The sequence below is a fragment of the Pseudomonas sp. K8 genome (assembly GCF_014889455.1).
GTDB classification, from domain to species: domain Bacteria; phylum Pseudomonadota; class Gammaproteobacteria; order Pseudomonadales; family Pseudomonadaceae; genus Aquipseudomonas; species Aquipseudomonas veronii.
This window is the reverse complement of record NZ_VJWO01000033.1, coordinates 1-20,857: the sequence shown is the minus strand read 5'-3', so window position 1 is coordinate 20,857 and position 20,857 is coordinate 1. Positions and strand designations below refer to the sequence as shown.

The following is a 20,857-nucleotide window of genomic DNA, read 5'->3' as shown; positions in this document are numbered from 1 at the left end:
GGCAGCCACCCTTAGTAAGTCCGAATTTTCGGTTCAAACATCGGAACCGTCTTCGGCGAGAAGTTAACGGCACGCTTGGTGACGCGCTTTTCACCCGGGAAGTAGAGGGTGTGGCACAGCCAGTTTTCATCGTCACGGTCTTCGTAGTCTTCACGAGCGTGAGCACCGCGGGACTCTTTACGAACCTCGGCGGCAATCGCAGTCGCTTCAGCCACTTCCAACAGGTTTTGCAGCTCAAGGGCTTCGATACGAGCGGTGTTGAACGCCTGGCTCTTATCGTTGATCTTGACGTTGGCGATGCGCTTGCGCAGGTCAGCCAGCAGGGCAATACCCTTCTGCATGTATTCGCCGGTACGGAATACACCGAAGTAGTTCTGCATGCAGCTTTGCAGCTCGCGACGCAGGGTAGCCACGTCTTCGCCTTCGGTACGCTCGTTCAGAGCGGACAGACGCGCCAGGGCAGCTTCGATGTTGGCGTCGGTAGCGTCATCGTATTCGATGCCGTCGGTCAGCGCCTTTTCCAGGTGCAGGCCGGCAGCACGGCCGAAGACCACCAGGTCGAGCAGCGAGTTGCCGCCCAGACGGTTGGCGCCGTGTACCGATACGCAAGCCACTTCGCCCACCGCGAACAGACCATGGATGATCTCGTCCACGCCGTCGGCATTCTGGGTGATTGCCTGGCCATGGATGTTGGTCGGCACGCCGCCCATCATGTAGTGGCAAGTCGGAACAACCGGAACCGGAGCAACCACCGGGTCAACGTGCGCGAAGGTCTTGGACAGTTCGCAGATACCTGGCAGGCGGCTGTGCAGCACTTCCTCGCCGAGGTGATCGAGCTTGAGCAGCACGTGGTCGCCGTTCGGGCCACAGCCGTTGCCGGCGATGATTTCCTTGACCATGGAACGGGCTACAACGTCACGACCGGCAAGGTCTTTCGCGTTCGGAGCATAACGCTCCATGAAACGCTCACCGTGCTTGTTGATCAGGTAGCCACCTTCACCACGGCAACCTTCGGTGACGAGTACACCGGCGCCGGCGATGCCGGTTGGGTGGAACTGCCACATTTCAATGTCTTGCACCGGCACGCCGGCACGCAGCGCCATGCCAACGCCGTCGCCGGTGTTGATCAGTGCGTTGGTGGTCGAGGCGTAGATACGACCTGCACCGCCAGTCGCCAGAACGGTAGCCTTGGCGCGGATGTAGGTGGTTTCACCGGTTTCGATGCAGATAGCGATCACGCCGACGAATGCGCCGTCCTGGTTTTTTACCAGGTCAACCGCGTAGTACTCGTTCAGGAACGTGGTGCCGGCTTTCAGGTTGCCCTGATACAGGGTGTGCAGCAGCGCGTGACCGGTACGGTCGGACGCGGCGCAAGTACGGGCAGCCTGGCCGCCTTTACCGTAATCCTTCGACTGACCGCCGAATGGACGCTGGTAGATACGACCTTGCTCGGTACGCGAGAACGGCAGACCCATGTGGTCCAGCTCGAACACGGCGGCCGGGCCTTCCTGACACATGTATTCGATAGCGTCCTGGTCACCGATATAGTCGGAACCCTTGACGGTATCGTACATGTGCCAGCGCCAGTCATCGTTCGGGTCGGCGGAGGCGATGGCGCAGGTGATGCCACCCTGGGCCGATACGGTGTGGGAACGCGTCGGGAACACCTTGGTGATCACGGCAGTCTTGTGACCGCCCTGAGCCAGTTGCAGCGCTGCGCGCATGCCGGCGCCGCCGCCACCAATGATGATGGCGTCGAAGGAAATAGTTGGAATGTTAGCCATGGATCAGATACCCCAAAGAATCTGCACACCCCAGACGAAGTAAGCGAACATCGCGACGCCGCATACTGCCTGGAAGAGAAACCGTACTGCTGTCGCAGACTTGCCCAGCGCCATCGGCGTCAGGTAGTCGGTCGAAATGGTCCACATGCCGACCCAGGCGTGAGCGCCCAGGGCTACAAGGGCCAGCAGACTGAAGATTCGCATCGCATTGTGGGAAAACAGGCCATGCCATTGCTCATAGCCGATGCCCGGATTGGCGACGAGGTATCCGATCAGGAAAATGAAATAAGCCGCGAGAACGACCGCAGACACACGCTGTGCCATCCAGTCATAGAGGCCCGAACGCGACAGATTCGTTACGCTGGTTACCATATCCAAACTCCTGCCAGAACGATCAGCGCCACGGAAACGGCGATGACGATTTTCGAGCCCAGGCGGCCGCCTTCCAGCGTCTCACCGATGCCCATATCCATGATCAAGTGGCGCACGCCGGCTACCAAGTGATACAGCAGAGCGGACAAGAGGCCCCATGCTACGAACTTGGCCAGCGGACTGGTCAAGCATGCCTTCACCTCGGCATAACCTTCCTCGGAACCCAGGGATTTGCTCAATGCATAAAGCATGAAGCCCAGGCCCAGGAAGAGGATGATGCCGGAAACACGGTGCAGGAACGACGTAACGCCGGTGATGGGGAGTTTGATGGTCCTTAGGTCTAGGTTTACAGGTCGTTGGCTATTCACGGCTTTTTTTCACACTGAAGAGCCCCTAACAATCAGGGCAAAGTTGTTGGGGAGCGGACTGGTCAGGTAACACCACCCAGGGAGTGCGACCCCCAATGAAAGCAAGCCCAAAAGCCCTTGGCGGTCGGTGGCCGAGTATAGACAGTTAGGTTACTAATGACAACGCGCTGACCTCACCCTAATAGCGCATTGCGTTGGCAGGATAAAAGGCGTAAATGGCGGTAAATTTCGAGGAAAAAGTCCGGTTAAAGCCTTCTGGGGCAAGACTTTAGGCAAATTGACATCTGAATTTATCTCACTATAGTGGTGCGGGCCCTGCGTGGGGGGTCTGTCTGATGATTTGAAGCATAAATAGGAGGCCACATGGCTGACAAAAAAGCGCAGTTGATCATCGAGGGCGCAGCCCCCGTCGAGCTGCCCATTTTAACCGGCACCGTTGGTCCTGATGTTATCGACGTACGGGGCCTGACGGCCACGGGCCGTTTCACTTTCGACCCAGGTTTCATGTCGACCGCCTCATGCGAGTCGAAGATTACCTATATTGATGGCGATAATGGCATTTTGCTGCATCGGGGCTACCCGATCGAGCAACTGGCTGAGAAATCGGACTACCTGGAAACCTGCTATCTGCTACTAAATGGCGAGTTGCCAACCGCCGAGCAGAAAGCCCAGTTTGTCAGTACTGTAAAGAACCACACCATGGTTCACGAGCAGTTGAAGACGTTCTTCAACGGCTTCCGTCGCGACGCCCACCCGATGGCCGTCATGTGCGGCGTGGTCGGCGCCCTGTCGGCCTTCTATCACGACTCCCTCGACATCAATAACCCGCAGCATCGCGAAATTTCCGCGATCCGCCTGGTTGCCAAGATGCCGACCCTGGCCGCAATGGTTTACAAGTACTCCATGGGGCAACCCATGATGTACCCGCGCAACGACCTGACTTACGCGGAAAACTTCCTGCACATGATGTTCAACACCCCGTGCGAGATCAAACCGATCAGCCCGGTGCTCGCCAAGGCAATGGACCGGATCTTCATCCTCCATGCCGACCACGAGCAGAACGCCTCCACCTCTACCGTGCGTCTGGCCGGCTCTTCGGGTGCCAACCCGTTCGCCTGTATCGCCGCTGGTATCGCCGCGCTGTGGGGCCCTGCCCACGGCGGTGCGAACGAAGCCGTATTGACCATGCTCGATGAAATCGGCGATGTCTCGAACATCGACAAATACATCGCCAAGGCCAAAGACAAGAACGATCCGTTCAAGTTGATGGGCTTCGGTCACCGGGTCTACAAGAACCGCGACCCGCGCGCCACCGTCATGAAGAAGACCTGCTACGAAGTGTTGAGGGAACTGGGCATCAAGAACGATCCGCAACTCGAACTGGCCATGCGCCTGGAAGAGATCGCTCTGACCGACCCGTACTTCATCGAACGCTCGCTGTACCCGAACGTCGACTTCTACTCGGGGATCATCCTCAAGGCGATCGGCATTCCAACCAGCATGTTCACCGTGATCTTCGCCCTGGCGCGGACCGTGGGCTGGATCTCCCACTGGAAAGAAATGCTCTCCAGCCCGTACAAGATTGGCCGCCCGCGCCAGCTGTACACCGGCTACGAGTCGCGTGACATTACCAAGTTGGAAGATCGCAAGTAAGCATCTGACTGACGCGCAATAAAAAAGCGGCCTCCTTCATGGAGGCCGTTTTTATTTGTGCAAGAACCAAGAAACTGTTTTGTCTGAAATTCAGCTATCGGGAGCAAGCCCCCAGCCTATCGACCGGGACACGTCCTATTAAGCCCCCAAACCTGACCAATTACCCACCTTGGAATGCAATCAACTGTGGGAGGGGGCTTGCCCCCGATAGCAATGGCCCAGCCACCACAAAACTCCAGCCAAAAAAAATGCCCCAGCCTATCGACCGGGGCATTTCCTATTAAGCCCCCCCCAAACCTGACCAACTACCCACCTTGGAATGCAACCAACTGTGGGAGGGAGCTTGCTCCCGATAGCAATGGCCCAGCCACCACAAAACTCCAGCCAAAAAAAATGCCCCAGCCTATCGACCGGGGCATTTCCTATTGAGCTACAACCTTAGTGAGAAACCGCCCCACTCGCCCCCAGGCCAGTCTGCGAACGCACAAACTGCGGGAAGTACAGCGCCCGTTCCTTGACTGCCGCCGCCGACTTGTCGGTGATGGAGAAGAACCAGATGCTGACGAACGCGATGAACATCGAGAACAGCGCAGGGTACTCATACGGGAAGATGGCTTTTTCGTGATGCAGGATCGACACCCAGATGGTCGGCCCCAGGACCATCAGGCCCACAGCACTGACCAACCCGAGCCAGCCGCCAATCATTGCGCCACGGGTGGTGAGGTTTTTCCAGTACATGGAAAGCAGCAACACCGGGAAGTTACAGCTGGCAGCGATAGAGAACGCCAGGCCGACCATGAACGCAATGTTCTGGCTTTCAAACAGGATACCCAGACCGATTGCCAGCACCGCCAAGGCGATAGTGGTGATCTTCGAGACGCGAATCTCCTCTTTGTCGTTGGCCTTGCCTTTCTTGATCACGCTGGCATACAGGTCATGGGACACCGCCGAAGCACCGGCCAGGGTCAAGCCCGCAACCACCGCGAGGATGGTGGCAAACGCCACAGCCGAGATGAAGCCCAGGAAGATACTGCCACCCACCGCGTTGGCCAGGTGAACCGCCGCCATGTTGTTACCACCGAGCAAGGCGCCTGCAGCATCCTTGAACGCCGGGTTGGTGCTGACCAGCAGGATCGCGCCGAAACCGATGATGAAGGTCAGGATGTAGAAGTAGCCGATGAAACCAGTGGCGTACAACACGCTCTTGCGCGCTTCCTTGGCGTCGCTCACGGTGAAGAAGCGCATCAGGATGTGCGGCAGGCCGGCGGTACCGAACATCAGTGCCAGGGCCAGGGAGAACGCGGAGACCGGATCTTTCACCAGACCGCCAGGGCTCATGATCGCTTCACCTTTAGGGTGAACCTTGATCGCCTCGGAAAACAGCGTGCTGAAGTCGAAGTTGACGTGCTTCATCACCATGACTGCCATGAATGTGGCGCCGGACAGCAGCAACACAGCCTTGATGATCTGCACCCAGGTGGTCGCCAGCATGCCGCCGAACAGCACGTACAGGCACATCAGGACACCCACCATGATCACCGCTACGTGGTAATCAAGGCCGAACAGCAGCTGGATCAACTTGCCCGCGCCTACCATCTGCGCGATCAGGTAGAACGCCACCACCACCAGCGAACCGCAAGCCGACAGGCTGCGGATCTGGGTTTGTCCGAGGCGGTAGGACGCCACGTCGGCAAAGGTGTATTTACCCAGGTTACGCAGGCGCTCGGCGATCAGGAACAGAATGATCGGCCAGCCCACCAGGAAGCCGATCGAGTAGATCAGGCCGTCGTAGCCGGAGGTGTATACCAGTGCGGAAATACCCAGGAAGGACGCGGCCGACATATAGTCGCCGGCAATCGCCAGGCCGTTCTGGAAACCGGTGATCTTGCCGCCGGCCGCATAATAGTCGGCCGCCGAGTTGTTGCGCTTGGACGCCCAGTAGGTAATGCACAACGTCGCGCCGACAAAGACCACGAACATCAGGATCGCTGGAATATTCAGCGGTTGTTTTTGCACTTCACCGGTCAACGCCTCCCCCGCCCATATAGCAGGCGCGAAGACCGAAGCACCCAGTACAGCCAATAGACGACGGATCATTGCGCAGCCTCCTTGAGAATCGCATTGTTCAGATCGTCGAATTCGCCGTTGGCGCGTCGCACGTAGATCGCAGTGAGGACAAAGGCCGATAGAATCAGCCCGACACCGATAGGGATTCCCCAGGTGATGGACGAAGTGGAGCTGATCTTAGCTCCCAGCAATTGTGGCCCGTAGGCAATCAACAGGATGAATCCGGAGTAAAGCCCTAGCATGATCGCCGAGAGAATCCAGGCGAACCTTTCCCTTTTTCTAACCAGCTCCTTGAAGCGCGGGCTGTTTTGAATCGAGAGGTAAATGCTGTCGTTCATTGTTTTTATCCTCGCAGCACAGCTTTGTTATTATTGAAACAATAGCCACTGTATGCGGCTACGGGGCAGGTTCCAGACGACCTTAGTATTAGAGGGAGTGTAGCGAGGGTTTGCGAGGGCGCAGAAACATTTGCGGGCGGCGAAAATAATGTGGGAGGGGGCTTGCCCCCGATTGCGGTGTGTCAGTCGCTGATGATCTGACTGATCCATCGCTATCGGGGGCAAGCCCCCTCCCACAGAGGGTTACATCAAAGGGGGGTTACTTGGCGAGCCACTCGGCAACCCGCTCAGGGTGCTTGGCAACCCAGTCCTTGGCGGCTGCATCGGGCTTGGCGCCCTCCTGGATGGCGAGCATGACTTCACCGATTTCGTCCTTGGAAGCCCATTGGAATTTCTTCAGGAACGCCACGACGTCCGGGGCTTTCTTCTCCAGGCCCTTGCTACCGATGCTGTTGACGGTTTCAGCAGCGCCATAGATCCCTTTTGGATCGTCCAGGAACCGCAGTTTCCACTTGGCGAACATCCAGTGCGGCACCCACCCGGTGACTGCAATGGATTCCTGCTTGTCTTCGGCGCGGGTCAGTTCGGCGATCATCGCGGCACCGGAGCTGGCTTGCAGCTTGTAGTCCAGGCCATAGGCCTTGATCGCTTCGTCGGTCTTGAGCATCACGCCTGAACCGGCGTCGATACCGACGATCTTGTTCTTGAAGGTGGTGTCGGTCTTGAGGTCTTCGATGGACTTGGCCTTGACGTACTCCGGCACGATCAGGCCGATCTTCGCATCCTTGAAGTTGGGGCCGTAGTCGACCACCTTGTCCTTGTTCTTGGCCCAGTATTCACCGTGGGTCACGGGTAGCCAGGCAGAGAGCATGGCGTCGAGCTTGCCGGTGGCAACACCCTGCCACATGATCCCGGTGGCGACCGCTTGCAACTTGACGTCATAACCGAGCTTTGCCTTGATCACTTCTGCCGCCACATGAGTGGTGGCAACGCTGTCGGACCAACCGTCCACGTAGCCGATGCTCAGGGTTTTGCTGTCGGCGCTGGCCAGTGTGGAGCTCATCGCAACTACCAGAGTGGCAACTGCGCCCAAGAGTCGTCGCATCTTCATCGTACTTCCCCGAAAGTGCTGCGCCCGACGGATGTCGAGCGACGTCAACCTGTTGTTATGTGGTGCGCCACGCCCCCTTCACGCGCATCGATCCGGCGGCAACGACATCAGTGGAGTGCTGATACTTCGATCATCAACCTGCCGGGGCCTTTGTCCTGCTCTGTCAGCGACCTCAGGTAAGCAAGAAACGACATCACATCGCCAGCTATCGCTGTTATGGGACGCTCACCTCATACCCCGCCCGAACTTTGCATGTCTAAATCATGCAGCCCCACTGGGACGCGACAAATCCGGGTAAGATGCGCGCCTTTGCTCCCCAGATAAGCCGACCATGCCCGCAACTGCCCGCTTCCCTGCCCTGCCCTATTTATTCGCCTTGATCCTCGGCCTGCTTGCGCTGGTCGGGTACTGGTATGGCCTCGGCCGGCCAGTGGTGCTGCCGGACGTGGCCAGCGCCAGCCACAAACTGCAATGCGCCTCCTACACACCGTTCGACAAGGACCAATCACCGTTCGACCAGCCGTTCAAGCTGCGCCCCGAGCGCATGGACGCCGACCTGGCCCTGCTGGCCACCCGCTTCGAATGCATCCGCACCTACTCCATGACCGGCCTGGAAGCCTTGCCGGACCTGGCGCGCAAGCACGGGCTGAAACTGATGATCGGCGCCTGGGTCAACGGCAACCCGGTCGACACCGAAAAAGAAGTCGACGCCTTGATCGCCTCGGCCAACGCCAACGCCGACGTGGTGACTTCGGTGATCGTCGGTAACGAAACCCTGCTGCGCAAGGAAGTCACGGCCGCACAGTTGGTGAAGCTGATCCATAAGGTCAAAAGCCAGATCAAGCAGCCGGTCACGTATGCCGACGTCTGGGAGTTCTGGCTGCAACACCCGGAAATTGCCCCGGCGGTGGATTTCCTGACCATCCACTTGCTGCCGTACTGGGAAGACGCCCCCTCGGGAATCGACCAGGCGCTCAAGCATGTCGGTGACGTGCGCCAGACCTTCGGCAATAAATTCGCGCCCAAGGACGTAATGATCGGCGAGACCGGCTGGCCCAGCGAAGGCCGCCAGCGTGAAACCGCGGTGCCGAGCCGGGTCAATGAGGCCAAGTTCATGCGCGGTTTCGTGGCCATGGCCGAAGCCAATGGCTGGCACTACAACCTGATCGAAGCCTTCGACCAGCCGTGGAAGCGTGCCAGTGAAGGCGCTGTCGGCGGCTACTGGGGCTTGTTCGATGCCGATCGCCAGGACAAAGGCATCCTCGCAGGCCCAGTGACCAACGTACCGTACTGGCCACTGTGGCTGGGAGTCGGTGGACTCATCCTGCTGGGCACCCTGGCGCTCGGCGGGCGAGTGCGCAGCGTGCGCGCCGCCTGGCTGCTGCCGCTGCTCGGGGCCGTCGCCGCCTGTTCCATCGGCACCTGGGCCGAACTGACCCGCGTAACCGCACGCTTCAATGATGAATGGGTGTGGGCGGGGCTGCTGGTCGCGTTGAACCTGCTGGTACTGGCACATGCGGCCCTGGCCTTGAGCAGCCGCGAGGGTTGGCGCGAGCGGGCGTTCAACTGGCTGGAACCGCGCGCGGGCTGGCTGGTGGCAATCGCCGGGTTCGCTGGCGCGGTGATGATGCTGGCGCTGGTGTTTGACCCGCGCTACCGCAGCTTCCCAAGTGCGGCGCTGGTGCTGCCTGCCCTGGTCTATCTGATTCGCCCGGTGACCGGGCCACGTCGGGAAATTGCCCTACTGGCCTTTATCATCGGTGCTGGCATTGCGCCGCAGCTGTTCCGCGAAGGTCTGTTGAACCAGCAGGCATGGGGTTGGGCGCTGGTCAGTGGGTTGATGGTTGTGGCTTTGTGGCGGTGCTTGCGGATGCGCAAGGCTTAAGAGTGCCATCGGGGCAAGCCCCTCCCACATTTGGAACGCGTTCCCATGTGGAAGGGGCGGTGCGACGATTCGACTTGCCCCCCGATTGGCCCTATCAGGCCGCCCGTGGCTTGCGGACCAAGCGCAACCCGGCAATCACCACCGCAAACACCGCAAATGTGGTGTTGTACAACGCCAACGCCGGCAACCCGAACACCAGCCCCAGCACCGCCAACCCCCACCCCGCACGGCCCGGCACGAAAAACGCCAGCACCGACGCGATCAGCGCAGCCCAGCCCATCACCTGGAAGTGAATCATCAAGCCCAGGTTCGAACGCACCTGGCATTCCCAACGGCTGGCTTCATCCGCGCAAATGCCGACCCACCGGCCATCCTCCATGAAGCCGTAACGCGCGGCATAACTGGCGGCCAGCCATAACGGCAAGGCAATGAGCAGTAGGGTCAGCGGCAAGCGGCGGGACATGGAACACTCCGATAGGCAAAAACGGCGCTCAGCTTAATCCCCCGGTGGCCGTTAGCAAGATGTGTACGCAGATAAGTGTCCATCAATACGCGGCAAAGTGTATCTTCTGCCTACTATTACCCCGACTCCGACGTTTTTTATCCGACTTTTCGTGCCGATGGCTGGCACTTCGGTGGCAACGCGGTGGTCATAGCCTGCGAACTTCATTCAGCACGTTTCCTCTTAGGGATTAAGTCATGCTCCGTTCCTTGCGCTGCGCTGCCTTGCTGGGCAGCCTTTTTTTGAGTGCGTCAGCACTGGCCGTCGACATCGACCAGGCCAGCTATGGCTTCCCTTTGACCAACCCGTTCGAAGCGACCATCGCCACCACGCCGCCTGACCTTCGGCCCAGCTTGCCGAGCGACGACGAAATCAACCAGTCCGACTACACCCTGAACATGCGTCCCGAGCGCGAATTCAGCCTGCCCGACAACTTCTGGGCAGTGAAGAAACTCACCTACCGCATCGCCAAGCAAGACCGCGCCGCGCCGCTGATCTTCCTGATCTCGGGCACCGGTGCGCGGTTCGACAGCAGCATCAACGAATACCTGAAAAAACTGTACTACCAGGCCGGCTACCACGTCGTGCAACTGTCATCGCCGACCAGCTTCGACTTCATGAGCGCCGCCTCGCGCTTCGCCACGCCGGGTATCACCCAGGAAGACGCCAAAGACATGTACCGCGTGATGCAAGCAGTGCGCGCGCAGAACGCCTCACTGCCGGTCACCGACTTTTACCTCAGCGGCTACAGCCTCGGTGCGCTGGATGCGGCCTTTGTCAGCAAGCTCGACGAAACCCGCCGCAGCTTCAACTTCAAGAAAGTGCTGCTGCTCAACCCGCCGGTCAACCTGTACACCTCGATCACCAACCTCGACAAGCTGGTGCAGACCGAGGTCAAGGGCATCAACAACACCACGACCTTTTATGAACTGGTGTTGAACAAGCTGACCCGCTACTTCCAGCAAAAGGGCTACATCGACCTTAACGACGCCCTGCTCTACGACTTCCAGAACTCCAAGCAGCACCTGACCAACGAACAGATGGCCATGCTGATCGGCACCACGTTCCGTTTTTCGGCGGCCGACATCGCGTTCACCTCGGATCTGATCAACCGCCGCGGCCTGATCATCCCGCCGAAGTACCCGATCACCGAAGGCACCAGCCTCACGCCGTTCCTCAAGCGCGCGCTGCAATGTGACTTCGATTGCTACCTCACCGAACAGGTCATCCCGATGTGGCGCGCCCGTTCCGATGGCGGCAGCCTGTTGCAATTGGTCGATCAGGTCAGCCTGTACGCCCTCAAGGACTACCTGCACACCAGCCCGAAAATCGCCGTCATGCATAACGCCGACGACTTGATCCTCGGCCCGGGCGACCTCGGCTTCCTGCGTCAAACCTTCGGCGATCGCTTGACTGTCTACCCGCTGGGCGGCCATTGCGGCAACCTCAATTACCGCGTCAACGCCGACGCCATGCTGGAGTTTTTCCGTGGCTAAATATCTTCTGCTGCTTGCCGCCCTGATGTGCGCAAGCGTGGCCAATGCCGACAACAGCAAGGCTCACGCGCCCACCGTCGTGGGTGCCGACGGCTTCAAGGAGCCGCTGAGCAAGCTCAAGTTCAACCCGGGCCTGGACCAGCGCGAATTCGAACGCTCGTCACTGACCGCCCTCAACGTGTACGACCCGCTGGAATCGTGGAACCGTCGCGTTTACCACTTCAACTACCGCTTCGACCAATGGGTGTTCCTGCCGGTGGTCGACGGTTACCGCTACGTCACGCCGAGCTTCCTGCGTACCGGCGTAAGCAATTTCTTCAACAACCTGGGCGATGTGCCCAATCTGTTGAACAGCCTGTTGCAACTCAAGGGTCACCGCTCCCTGGAAACCACCGGGCGCCTGCTGCTCAACACCACCATCGGCATCGCCGGGCTGTGGGACCCGGCTACCGCCATGGGCCTGCCGCGCCAGAGCGAAGACTTCGGCCAGACCCTGGGTTTCTATGGCGTGCCTGGCGGCGCCTATCTGGTGCTGCCGATCCTGGGCCCATCGAACCTGCGCGATACCAGCGGCCTGGTGGTCGACTACAGCGCCGAATCGCAGATCAACTTCCTGAACGTCTCCGAAGTCAGCTCCAACCATCCGGAGATCTGGGCCCTGCGCGTGGTCGACAAGCGTTACCAGACCAGCTTCCGCTACGGTCAGTTGAACTCGCCGTTCGAGTACGAAAAGGTGCGCTACATCTATACGGAATCGCGCAAGTTGCAGATTGCCGAATAAGCGCGGCGCGCGGTAAAAAAGCCATTCGACGCGCTCGAATGGCTTTTTTGCCTGCTCGATACCAGCCGCCTACCCCAGCACCTGCGCCAGAAACGCTTGCGCGCGAGGTGTGCGTGGCGCAGTGAAAAACGCCTCCGGCGGCTGGTCTTCGATGATCCGCCCGCCATCGAGAAACAGCACACGCCCGGCGACTTGCCGGGCAAAGCCCATTTCGTGGGTGACGCAGAGCAAGGTCATGCCACTTTCGGCGAGCATGACCATCACGTCCAGCACCTCGCCGACAGCCTCCGGGTCCAGTGCCGACGTCGGCTCATCGAACAGCATGATTTTCGGGGTCATGCACAATGCCCTGGCTATCGCGACCCGCTGCTGTTGGCCGCCCGACAATTGCGCCGGGTATTTTTTCCAGTGTTGATCGATCCCGACTTTTTTCAGCAGCGCCATCGCCTGGTCCTGCGCGCTGTCGCGGGGCATGCCGCGCACGGACATCGGCGCCAGCATGCAGTTTTGCAAGACGGTCAGGTGCGGAAACAGGTTGAAGCCCTGAAACACCATGCCGACCTCACGCAAGGCCGCGCGGTAGAGCGTCGGCGAAGCGCTCAAGTCGGCGCCCAGCACCTGGATTCGGCCCTGCTGCGCCGGTTCCAGACGATTGAGGCAACGGATCAACGTGGACTTGCCGGAGCCCGAGGTGCCGCACAGCACAATCCGCTCGCCCTGCACCACGCGCAGGTCGATACCGTGCAGCACCTGGTATGGGCCGTACCATTTACTCAGCCCTTCGACGTCGATCACCACCGGCGCAGGCGCGCAGATCGACCGCTCAAACTCCCCTGATGACCCCATGTATCCACCCTTCCTTATCATTCGTCAGTTGGCCGCATGTGGCGGGTGAGTCGACGATTGATCCGGTTCACCGCTCGCCGGACACACTCGACCACCAGCAGGTAGACCAGCGCCACCCACACATACACCTGGAAATCAAAAGTGCGTGAGAACGCCAACTTGGCCACGCCCATCAAATCCAGCAAGGTCACCAGCGACACAATCGCGCTGGCCTTGATGATCAAAATCAGTTCATTGCCCAGTGGCCCCACTGTCACGATGAGCACCTGCGGCAAGGTCACCTTGAAAAACGTGGTGGTGCGGCTCAACCCCAACACCGTCGCGGCTTCATAGTGGGCACGGGGCACGGAGAGCAACCCGCCGCGAAAGATCTCGGCCTGATAGGCCGCCGTATTCAAGGTGAACGCCAGCACAGCGCAAAACCACGGGTCGCCGAACCAGCCCCACAGGCCAAGGTCGCGCCAGAAACCGTGGAAGGAACCCAAGCCGTAATAGATCAGGAACAACTGCGCCAACAACGGAGAGCCCCTGAAAAAGTAGAGATAGGCCCTGCACCCGTACTGCAATAAACGCCAGCGTGAAGTCCTGCCCAACGCCAACAGCACGCCAAGCACCATCCCGGCGCTGCTGGATATCGCCACCAATTGCAGGGTCAGCAACAAGCCATCGAACAACTGCGCACCGTAGCGCTGAAGCAGTTCAAGCCCGAGCCACTCGACAAAACGCTCGCCCCCCATCATGAGGCACGCTCCCGACCCTGGCCGTAGTGCTTTTCAAGCTGCGCGATGCAAAACCCCGACATCGACGACAGCAGCAGGTACAGGCCACACGCCGCCAGATAAAACAGCATCGGTTCCTTGGTGGCGTTCACCGCCAGGCTGGTCTGGCGCATCAGGTCCACCAGGGAAATGGTCGACACCAACGCCGTGTCCTTGAGCAGGCTCAACCAGTTGTTCGAAAGCCCCGGCAAGGCGATCCTCATCACCTGCGGCAGCACCACCTTGAAAAACGTGTGCCTGCGGCTCAAGCCCAGTGCCTGGGCGCCTTCGTACTGGCCGCGCGCCACGGTCTTCAACGCCCCCAGCCATACCTCGCTGGAAAAGGCCGCCAGCACCAGGCTGAACGCGATCACCGCCGCCACGAACGCGTTGATGCCAAACTCGGCCGAACCGCCCCAATACGCCTGGAACTTCTGCAGCGCGATCTGGATGCCGTAATACACGATCAATAACGTCAGCAACTCCGGCAGGCCACGAAAACAGGTGGAGAACAGCGCAGCCATCGCCCTCACCGTGGTATTTGCCGATCTGCTGCACAGCGCCACCAACAACCCCAATGGCAACCCCAGCGGCACACACGCCAATGCCAGCGCCATCGTGACCCCTGCGCCCGCCAGCAGCGCGCCGCCCCAACCACCGGCGCCCAACGACAACAACCCTAATGACTCGAACATGGAAGACGCCCCCGCGCTTAATCATCCTCAAGGCCATGGGCCAACTTGAGCTGTCGATACGTGCCGTCGGCGATCACGTCCGCGATGGCCTGGTTCATCCTGGCGCGCAACGCCTCATCTGCCTTGCGCACGGCAATACCGGCGTCGCTTTGCGTACCGGGGATAGCCAGCACCCGGCAACACTGCGGGTCGGTGTTCTTCAACCACTCCTGCATTGGCGCGCTGTCGTTGACCACCGCATCCAGGCGGCCGTTGAGCAGGTCGCTGTTGGCCTCATCCTGGCCGACGTACAACTTGACCCGCGCACCATTGGCGCCATAGACATCCTGGTTGTAGATACCCTGGGTGGACGACGACTGAGCGCCGACCGTCTTGCCGGCCAACGTGGCCGGCGCGGCGTCCTGAATGTCGCTGCCCCTGGGCACTGCCAGAACCATGCGCGTGCGGTTGTAGGGCTGGGTGAAGCTGACGGTCTTCTGGCGCTCTTCGGTGATGGCCATCGAGGCGATGATCGCGTCGTACTTTTTCGCAAGCAGGCCCGGGATGATGCCTTCCCAGTCCTGGGCAACAATCGTGCATTCGACGCCGAGCCTGGCGCACAGGGCGTTCGCCATATCGACGTCAAAACCACGCAGTTGGTTATTCGAGTCCACATAGTTGAAAGGCGGATAAGCACCCTCGGTGGCGAAACGCAGCGGCTGCGCATGGGCCACCGACAACAGCCCGAGGGTGATCGTTACGGCATAGAGCGTCTGTTTGACCTGTTTCATGAAGGCACCTACCGAATTATTTTTATTCTGCGTAGTGCCTGAGGCCTGGCTAACCCGAAGGAACACGGGTGATTGACGCAGGCTCAGTCACTGACCCAGCGGACACTACGCCAACCTAAACAATTCGTCTATATTTTACAGATAGTCTATTTCCGAGTTTTTTGTAGGCCAAAACCGGGATGCACGATCGACCCCAAGAGTGTCGCGGGCACATTGTTGAGGCTCGCGGATGGCCGGTGCTACCATGCGCAACCGCCTGTCATGGCAAGGAACCCTCTGGTTTATGAGCAGCATTCGCGAGCGCAACAAAGAAAAGATCCTGCGGGCGGCGAGCGAGGAGTTTGCCGACAAGGGCTTCGCCGCGACCAAAACCAGCGACATCGCCGCCAAGGCCGGGCTGCCCAAGCCCAACGTCTACTACTACTTCAAGTCCAAGGACAACCTCTACCGCGAAGTGCTCGAGAGCATCATCGAGCCGATCCTGGCAGCCTCGACGCCGTTCAACCCGGAGGGTGAGCCTGCGGCGGTACTGAGCAACTACATCCGCTCGAAAATCCGCATCTCCCGCGACCTGCCCTTCGCCTCCAAGGTGTTCGCCAGCGAAATCATGCACGGCGCCCCGCACCTGAGCGCCGAACAGGTCGAGCAACTCAACGCCCAGGCCAAGCACAATATCCAGTGCATCCAGCATTGGGTGGACCGTGGGTTGATTGCGCCGATCGATCCCAATCACTTGATGTTCAGCATCTGGGCCGCGACCCAGACGTATGCGGATTTTGATTGGCAGATTTCGGCGGTGACGGGTAAAGACAAGCTGGATGAAGCGGATTACGAGGCGGCGGCGCAGACGATTATTCGGTTGGTGCTCAAGGGCTGTGCGCCGGACTAAAACACCGAGGCGTCTGTGGCAATCGGGAGCAAGCTCCCTCCCACATTTGACGGTATTCACAAATAGAAATGTGTGAACACAGTCAAAGGTGGGAGGGAGCTTGCTCCCGATAAGGCCCTGACAGTCATCCAAAAATCAGGCTGACACCCCCGCATCCGCCCACAAACCCAGCGCTTCAATCGCCGTGATCGCACACTGCTCATCAATATCCGATGTGTCCCCGCTGATCCCGATCGCCCCCAGCACCAGCCCTTCCTGATCCCGAATCAACACCCCGCCCGGCGCCGGCACCACGCTGCCCTGCCCCAAGCTGTTCACTGCGGCGATAAACGCCGGGCGTTGCTGCGCATCCAGCGCGAGCAAGCGTGAGCCTTTGCCCAGGGCAATCGCACCCCAGGCCTTGCCAATGGCGATCTGCGGGCGCAGCAGGCTGGCGCCGTCGTCCCGTTGCAGGGTGATCAGGTGGCCGCCGCCGTCCAGCACGGCAATGGTCAGCGGCGCCGAGGCAATGGTACGGCCTGCGGCGAGGGCCTGGCCGGCCAGGTTGACTGCGACTTTCAAGGTTAAAGCGCTCATGGGTGCCGTCCTTATCTTGTTATGGGAAAGCCGTGGGCTCTGTTGGAACAGATACCGGATGCGACAAATAGAACACAATAGAGTTATTTTTTGTATACAACATTTTCGCGAAAACCTACCGAATGTCGAAAAAATACCCTACAAAGACCTTCCGACGAACGCAAAGGCTACTGAATAAAATGCATTGACCTGTGGCGCTTGCCGTGAATACACTTCGACCAAACACCACTTGTATACAATTACAAAACGCAAGAGGCACCAAAACAATGAGCAAAATGAGAGCAATCGAAGCCGCCGTTCTGGTGATGCGTCGTGAAGGGGTAGACACCGCCTTCGGTATCCCAGGCGCCGCGATCAACCCGCTGTATTCGGCCTTGCAGAAGGTCGGTGGCATCGATCACGTCCTTGCTCGCCATGTTGAAGGCGCCTCGCACATGGCCGAGGGCTACACCCGCACCAAGGCCGGCAATATCGGCGTGTGCATCGGCACATCGGGCCCGGCGGGCACCGACATGGTCACCGGCCTGTACAGCGCCTCGGCCGACTCGATTCCGATCCTGTGCATCACCGGCCAGGCCCCCCGGGCGCGGATGCACAAGGAAGATTTCCAGGCCGTGGACATCACCAGCATCGTCAAGCCGGTGACCAAGTGGGCGACCACGGTCCTCGAACCCGGCCAGGTGCCGTATGCGTTCCAGAAGGCCTTTTATGAAATGCGCTCCGGCCGCCCTGGCCCGGTGCTGATCGACCTGCCGTTCGACGTGCAGATGGCCGAGATCGAATTCGACATCGACGCCTACCAGCCGCTACCCCTGGCCAAACCGCTGGCCACGCGCATCCAGGTGGAAAAAGCCCTGGCCCTGCTCGACCAGGCCGAACGCCCGCTGCTGGTGAGCGGTGGCGGCGTGATCAATGCCGATGCCAGCGACCTGCTGGTGGAGTTCGCCGAGTTGACCGGCATCCCGGTGATCCCGACCTTGATGGGCTGGGGCACCATCCCCGACGATCACCCGCAGATGGTAGGCATGGTCGGCCTGCAAACGTCGCACCGTTATGGCAACGCGACGCTGCTGAAAGCCGACGTGGTGCTCGGCATCGGCAACCGCTGGGCCAACCGCCACACCGGTTCAGTGGAGGTGTACACCGAGGGGCGCACGTTCATTCACGTCGACATTGAACCGACGCAAATCGGCCGCGTATTCACCCCGGACCTCGGCATCGTTTCCGACGCCGGGGCCGCACTGACGATGTTCATCGAAGTCGCCCGCGAGTGGAAAGCCGCAGGCAAACTCAAGGACCGCAGCGCCTGGCTGCATGACTGCCAGCAGCGCAAGGCCACCCTGCAGCGCAAGACCCACTTCGACAACGTGCCGGTCAAGCCGCAACGGGTGTACGAAGAGATGAACCAGGTGTTCGGCAAAGACACCTGCTACGTCAGCACCATCGGCCTGTCGCAGATTGCCGGCGCGCAATTCCTGCATGTCTACAAGCCGCGTCACTGGATCAACTGCGGCCAAGCCGGCCCGTTGGGCTGGACCATCCCGGCGGCGCTCGGCGTGGTCAAGGCCGACCCGAGCCGCAAGGTGGTGGCGCTGTCCGGCGACTATGACTTCCAGTTCATGATCGAAGAACTGGCCGTGGGCGCGCAGTTCAAGCTGCCGTATATCCACGTAGTGGTGAACAACTCCTACCTGGGGCTGATCCGCCAGGCCCAGCGCGGGTTCGAAATGGACTACTGCGTGCAGTTGTCTTTCGACAACCTCAACGCCCCGGAACTCAACGGCTATGGCGTCGACCACGTCGCCGTCGCCGAAGGCCTGGGGTGCAAGGCCCTGCGCGTGTTCGAGCCCGGCCAGATCCAGCCGGCACTGCGCCGCGCCCAGGAAATGCTCGAAGAATTCAAGGTTCCGGTGATCGTTGAGATTATTCTGGAGCGCGTGACCAATATTTCCATGGGCACCGAGATCAACGCCGTCAACGAATTCGAAGATCTGGCCCTGGTCGGCAACGATGCGCCGACTGCCATTTCCCTGCTCGATTAAGGAGAACCCTATGCCGCGCTTTGCCGCCAACCTGTCCATGCTGTTCACCGAACAGGCGTTTCTCGCTCGCTTCAAAGCGGCCGCCGATGCGGGCTTTGCAGGCGTCGAATACCTGTTCCCCTACGAATTCAGCTCTGCCGAAATCAAGGCGCAGTTGGATGCCAATGGCTTGACCCAGGTGCTGTTCAACCTGCCGGCCGGCGATTGGGCCAAGGGCGAACGGGGCCTGGCGTGCCACCCGGATCGGGTCGAGGAGTTCCGCGCCGGGGTCGACCTGGCCATCGCTTACGCCCAGGTGCTGGGCAACACCCAGGTCAACTGCCTGGCGGGCATCCGGCCGCAGGGCGTGGACGATGCCATTGTAGAAAAGACCTTTGTCGCCAACCTCAAATACGCCGCCGACACGCTGCAAGCGGCGGGTATCAAGCTGGTGATGGAAGCGATCAACACCCGCGATATCCCTGGGTTCTACCTGAACAACACCGCGCAGGCCCTGGCGATTCGCGAACAGGTGGGCAGCGCCAATCTGTTCCTGCAATACGACATCTACCACATGCAAATCATGGAAGGCGATCTGGCCCGCACCCTGGCTGCGCACCTGGGTGAGATCAACCACATCCAACTGGCGGATAACCCGGGTCGCAACGAGCCCGGGACCGGGGAGATCAACTATCGGTTCCTGTTCGAGCATTTGGACCGTATCGGTTATCAGGGTTGGGTCGGCTGTGAATACAAGCCGTTGACCACCACCGAAGCGGGTTTGGGTTGGCTCAAGACCCATAACGCCCTGTGACAGGCACAACACGAAACCAACCTGTGGGAGCAAGCCCCCTCCCACATTTGGACCCCATGTGTTTGGCAGACCGCGCTCTATCGAATAAAAAGAGGATTTCTTCATGGCTAAAATCGGATTCATCGGCACCGGCATCATGGGCCAACCCATGGCCGCCAACCTGCAAAAAGCCGGTCACCAACTGTTCCTGTCCGAGCATCACGGCAAGGCGCCAGCCGAGTTGATCGCCGCCGGCGCCATCGCGCTGGCCACCCCGCAGCACGTCGCCCAGGAAGCCGAATTCATCATCGTCATGGTGCCCGACACCCCGCAGGTCGATGACGTGCTGTTCCGCGCCGATGGCGTGGCCGCCGGTCTGTCGCCGAACAAAGTGGTGATCGACATGAGCTCGATCTCCCCCACCGCCACCAAGGCCTTTGCCGCCAGGATCAACCAGACCGGCGCGCAGTACCTCGATGCGCCGGTGTCCGGCGGTGAAGTCGGGGCCAAGGCTGGCACCTTGAGCATCATGGTCGGCGGTGAGCCGCAGACCTTCGAGCGTGCCTTGCCGCTGTTCCAGAGCATGGGCAAGAACATCACTCTGGTCGGCGGCAACGGCGACGGCCAGACAGCCAAAGTGGCGAATCAGATTATCGTCGCGCTGAACATCCAGGCGGTGGCCGAAGCGCTGCTGTTCGCCGCGAAAAACGGCGCCGACCCGGCCAAGGTGCGTGAAGCGCTGATGGGCGGCTTCGCCTCGTCGAAGATCCTTGAAGTACACGGCGAACGCATGATCAAGGGCACCTTCGATCCGGGCTTTCGCATCAACCTGCACCAGAAGGACCTCAACCTGGCGCTGGCCGGGGCCAAGGAGCTGGGGATCAACCTGCCGAACACCGCCGGCACCCAACAGGTGTTCAGCACCTGCACCGCGATCGGGGGCGGCAACTGGGACCACTCGGCGCTGATCAAGGGCTTGGAGCATATGGCGAACTTCTCGATTCGCGACAAATAACCCACACCGCTTAATGCCGATCAGTTAAGCCTTCTCGCTTGACCTTTGGCCGCAAAAAATCAAAATCCGATGCCTACACTGGCATCGGATTTTTTTATGCGTCTCGCTCGGGCACTGGAACTGACCCACAACATCGC

At 59.9% G+C, this 20,857-nt stretch carries 20 protein-coding genes; 8 read left to right on the top strand and 12 right to left on the bottom strand.

Features of this window, described 5'->3' with window-relative positions:
• Positions 1–11: 11 nt before the first annotated feature.
• The 3 genes from sdhA to sdhC are packed head-to-tail and all read right to left on the bottom strand — an operon-like array spanning position 12 to position 2,524.
• Entirely contained in the window at positions 12–1,784 is a 1,773-nt protein-coding gene (gene sdhA, locus INT12_RS20645) for a succinate dehydrogenase flavoprotein subunit (RefSeq protein ID WP_017846765.1), read from the bottom strand.
• A 3-nt stretch (positions 1,785–1,787) separates the two neighbouring features.
• Positions 1,788–2,156 carry a succinate dehydrogenase, hydrophobic membrane anchor protein gene (sdhD, locus tag INT12_RS20640; RefSeq protein ID WP_017846764.1) on the bottom strand — a complete coding sequence of 123 codons (369 nt, stop codon included), beginning with the start codon at positions 2,154–2,156 and terminating at the stop codon, positions 1,788–1,790.
• Entirely contained in the window at positions 2,150–2,524 is a 375-nt protein-coding gene (gene sdhC, locus INT12_RS20635; protein WP_017846763.1) for a succinate dehydrogenase, cytochrome b556 subunit, read from the bottom strand. The genes sdhD and sdhC overlap by 7 nt, the downstream gene beginning before the upstream one ends.
• 363 nt (positions 2,525–2,887) lie before the next feature.
• On the opposite strand from sdhC, the gene gltA reads away from it, so the two are divergent.
• Positions 2,888–4,177, top strand: a complete 1,290-nt coding sequence (gene gltA, locus INT12_RS20630) for a citrate synthase (protein ID WP_193058989.1) — start codon at positions 2,888–2,890, stop codon at positions 4,175–4,177.
• A gap of 438 nt (positions 4,178–4,615) precedes the next feature.
• On the opposite strand, the gene INT12_RS20625 is transcribed toward gltA, so the two are convergent.
• From INT12_RS20625 to INT12_RS20615, 3 genes are all read right to left on the bottom strand, one after another.
• Complete coding sequence (locus INT12_RS20625) at positions 4,616–6,274, bottom strand: cation acetate symporter (RefSeq protein ID WP_017846761.1); 1,659 nt, start codon at positions 6,272–6,274, stop codon at positions 4,616–4,618.
• Positions 6,271–6,582 carry a DUF485 domain-containing protein gene (locus tag INT12_RS20620; RefSeq protein ID WP_017846760.1) on the bottom strand — a complete coding sequence of 104 codons (312 nt, stop codon included), beginning with the start codon at positions 6,580–6,582 and terminating at the stop codon, positions 6,271–6,273. The genes INT12_RS20625 and INT12_RS20620 overlap by 4 nt, the downstream gene beginning before the upstream one ends.
• 259 nt (positions 6,583–6,841) lie before the next feature.
• Entirely contained in the window at positions 6,842–7,693 is an 852-nt protein-coding gene (locus INT12_RS20615; RefSeq protein WP_026139996.1) for a glycine betaine ABC transporter substrate-binding protein, read from the bottom strand.
• 331 nt (positions 7,694–8,024) lie between these two features.
• On the opposite strand from INT12_RS20615, the gene INT12_RS20610 reads away from it, so the two are divergent.
• Positions 8,025–9,578 (top strand): glycosyl hydrolase family 17 protein, encoded by a 1,554-nt coding sequence (locus tag INT12_RS20610; protein WP_102618158.1) that lies wholly within the window; start codon positions 8,025–8,027, stop codon positions 9,576–9,578.
• A gap of 94 nt (positions 9,579–9,672) precedes the next feature.
• On the opposite strand, the gene INT12_RS20605 is transcribed toward INT12_RS20610, so the two are convergent.
• Positions 9,673–10,041 carry a hypothetical protein gene (locus INT12_RS20605; RefSeq protein ID WP_017846757.1) on the bottom strand — a complete coding sequence of 123 codons (369 nt, stop codon included), beginning with the start codon at positions 10,039–10,041 and terminating at the stop codon, positions 9,673–9,675.
• A 236-nt stretch (positions 10,042–10,277) separates the two neighbouring features.
• Here INT12_RS20605 and INT12_RS20600 point away from each other — a divergent pair, with 236 nt between their 5' ends.
• Both INT12_RS20600 and INT12_RS20595 read left to right on the top strand, forming a co-directional pair.
• The gene (locus INT12_RS20600) at positions 10,278–11,576 is read left to right on the top strand and encodes a serine protein kinase PrkA (protein ID WP_017846756.1); all 1,299 of its coding nucleotides are present in this window, start codon (positions 10,278–10,280) and stop codon (positions 11,574–11,576) included.
• Positions 11,569–12,357 (top strand): VacJ family lipoprotein, encoded by a 789-nt coding sequence (locus INT12_RS20595; protein ID WP_017846755.1) that lies wholly within the window; start codon positions 11,569–11,571, stop codon positions 12,355–12,357. Before INT12_RS20600 ends, INT12_RS20595 begins: the two co-directional genes overlap by 8 nt.
• A gap of 69 nt (positions 12,358–12,426) precedes the next feature.
• On the opposite strand, the gene INT12_RS20590 is transcribed toward INT12_RS20595, so the two are convergent.
• From INT12_RS20590 to INT12_RS20575, 4 genes are read right to left on the bottom strand one after another with little or no spacing between them, the layout of a single operon-like run.
• Positions 12,427–13,203 (bottom strand): amino acid ABC transporter ATP-binding protein, encoded by a 777-nt coding sequence (locus INT12_RS20590; protein ID WP_102618955.1) that lies wholly within the window; start codon positions 13,201–13,203, stop codon positions 12,427–12,429.
• Between the two features lie 17 nt (positions 13,204–13,220).
• Positions 13,221–13,943, bottom strand: coding sequence for an ABC transporter permease (locus INT12_RS20585; protein ID WP_193040322.1), 723 nt, complete (start codon positions 13,941–13,943; stop codon positions 13,221–13,223).
• Complete coding sequence (locus INT12_RS20580; protein ID WP_057003708.1) at positions 13,940–14,656, bottom strand: ABC transporter permease; 717 nt, start codon at positions 14,654–14,656, stop codon at positions 13,940–13,942. The genes INT12_RS20585 and INT12_RS20580 overlap by 4 nt, the downstream gene beginning before the upstream one ends.
• Positions 14,657–14,673: 17 nt before the next feature.
• The gene (locus INT12_RS20575; RefSeq protein WP_193058988.1) at positions 14,674–15,426 is read right to left on the bottom strand and encodes a transporter substrate-binding domain-containing protein; all 753 of its coding nucleotides are present in this window, start codon (positions 15,424–15,426) and stop codon (positions 14,674–14,676) included.
• A gap of 283 nt (positions 15,427–15,709) precedes the next feature.
• On the opposite strand from INT12_RS20575, the gene INT12_RS20570 reads away from it, so the two are divergent.
• Positions 15,710–16,315: a TetR/AcrR family transcriptional regulator gene (locus INT12_RS20570; protein WP_102618953.1), complete on the top strand. Its 606-nt coding sequence runs from the start codon at positions 15,710–15,712 to the stop codon at positions 16,313–16,315.
• Positions 16,316–16,450: 135 nt separating this feature from the next.
• Here INT12_RS20570 and INT12_RS20565 read toward each other — a convergent pair whose 3' ends face one another.
• On the bottom strand, positions 16,451–16,891 hold the full coding sequence (locus INT12_RS20565; protein WP_046486389.1) for a GlcG/HbpS family heme-binding protein: 441 nt from the start codon (positions 16,889–16,891) through the stop codon (positions 16,451–16,453).
• A gap of 266 nt (positions 16,892–17,157) precedes the next feature.
• On the opposite strand from INT12_RS20565, the gene gcl reads away from it, so the two are divergent.
• The 3 genes from gcl (at position 17,158) to INT12_RS20550 (ending at position 20,720) form a co-directional block, all read left to right on the top strand.
• On the top strand, positions 17,158–18,933 hold the full coding sequence (gene gcl, locus INT12_RS20560; protein WP_017849458.1) for a glyoxylate carboligase: 1,776 nt from the start codon (positions 17,158–17,160) through the stop codon (positions 18,931–18,933).
• Positions 18,934–18,943: 10 nt separating this feature from the next.
• Positions 18,944–19,726, top strand: a complete 783-nt coding sequence (hyi, locus tag INT12_RS20555; RefSeq protein WP_017849457.1) for a hydroxypyruvate isomerase — start codon at positions 18,944–18,946, stop codon at positions 19,724–19,726.
• Positions 19,727–19,829: 103 nt separating this feature from the next.
• Positions 19,830–20,720, top strand: a complete 891-nt coding sequence (locus tag INT12_RS20550; RefSeq protein ID WP_046486391.1) for a 2-hydroxy-3-oxopropionate reductase — start codon at positions 19,830–19,832, stop codon at positions 20,718–20,720.
• The last annotated feature ends 137 nt before the right edge of the window (positions 20,721–20,857 follow it).

Bases quoted from the DNA above. Each gene is read 5' to 3' on its own strand.
- sdhA (WP_017846765.1), bottom strand. From the start codon at position 1,784: ATGGCTAACATTCCAACTATTTCCTTCGACGCCATCATCATTGGTGGC.
- sdhD (WP_017846764.1), bottom strand. From the start codon at position 2,156: ATGGTAACCAGCGTAACGAATCTGTCGCGTTCGGGCCTCTATGACTGG.
- gltA (WP_193058989.1), top strand. From the start codon at position 2,888: ATGGCTGACAAAAAAGCGCAGTTGATCATCGAGGGCGCAGCCCCCGTC.
- INT12_RS20625 (WP_017846761.1), bottom strand. From the start codon at position 6,274: ATGATCCGTCGTCTATTGGCTGTACTGGGTGCTTCGGTCTTCGCGCCT.
- INT12_RS20620 (WP_017846760.1), bottom strand. From the start codon at position 6,582: ATGAACGACAGCATTTACCTCTCGATTCAAAACAGCCCGCGCTTCAAG.
- INT12_RS20615 (WP_026139996.1), bottom strand. From the start codon at position 7,693: ATGAAGATGCGACGACTCTTGGGCGCAGTTGCCACTCTGGTAGTTGCG.
- INT12_RS20610 (WP_102618158.1), top strand. From the start codon at position 8,025: ATGCCCGCAACTGCCCGCTTCCCTGCCCTGCCCTATTTATTCGCCTTG.
- INT12_RS20605 (WP_017846757.1), bottom strand. From the start codon at position 10,041: ATGTCCCGCCGCTTGCCGCTGACCCTACTGCTCATTGCCTTGCCGTTA.
- INT12_RS20600 (WP_017846756.1), top strand. From the start codon at position 10,278: ATGCTCCGTTCCTTGCGCTGCGCTGCCTTGCTGGGCAGCCTTTTTTTG.
- INT12_RS20590 (WP_102618955.1), bottom strand. From the start codon at position 13,203: ATGGGGTCATCAGGGGAGTTTGAGCGGTCGATCTGCGCGCCTGCGCCG.
- INT12_RS20585 (WP_193040322.1), bottom strand. From the start codon at position 13,943: ATGATGGGGGGCGAGCGTTTTGTCGAGTGGCTCGGGCTTGAACTGCTT.
- INT12_RS20580 (WP_057003708.1), bottom strand. From the start codon at position 14,656: ATGTTCGAGTCATTAGGGTTGTTGTCGTTGGGCGCCGGTGGTTGGGGC.
- INT12_RS20575 (WP_193058988.1), bottom strand. From the start codon at position 15,426: ATGAAACAGGTCAAACAGACGCTCTATGCCGTAACGATCACCCTCGGG.
- INT12_RS20570 (WP_102618953.1), top strand. From the start codon at position 15,710: ATGAGCAGCATTCGCGAGCGCAACAAAGAAAAGATCCTGCGGGCGGCG.
- INT12_RS20565 (WP_046486389.1), bottom strand. From the start codon at position 16,891: ATGAGCGCTTTAACCTTGAAAGTCGCAGTCAACCTGGCCGGCCAGGCC.
- gcl (WP_017849458.1), top strand. From the start codon at position 17,158: ATGAGCAAAATGAGAGCAATCGAAGCCGCCGTTCTGGTGATGCGTCGT.
- hyi (WP_017849457.1), top strand. From the start codon at position 18,944: ATGCCGCGCTTTGCCGCCAACCTGTCCATGCTGTTCACCGAACAGGCG.
- INT12_RS20550 (WP_046486391.1), top strand. From the start codon at position 19,830: ATGGCTAAAATCGGATTCATCGGCACCGGCATCATGGGCCAACCCATG.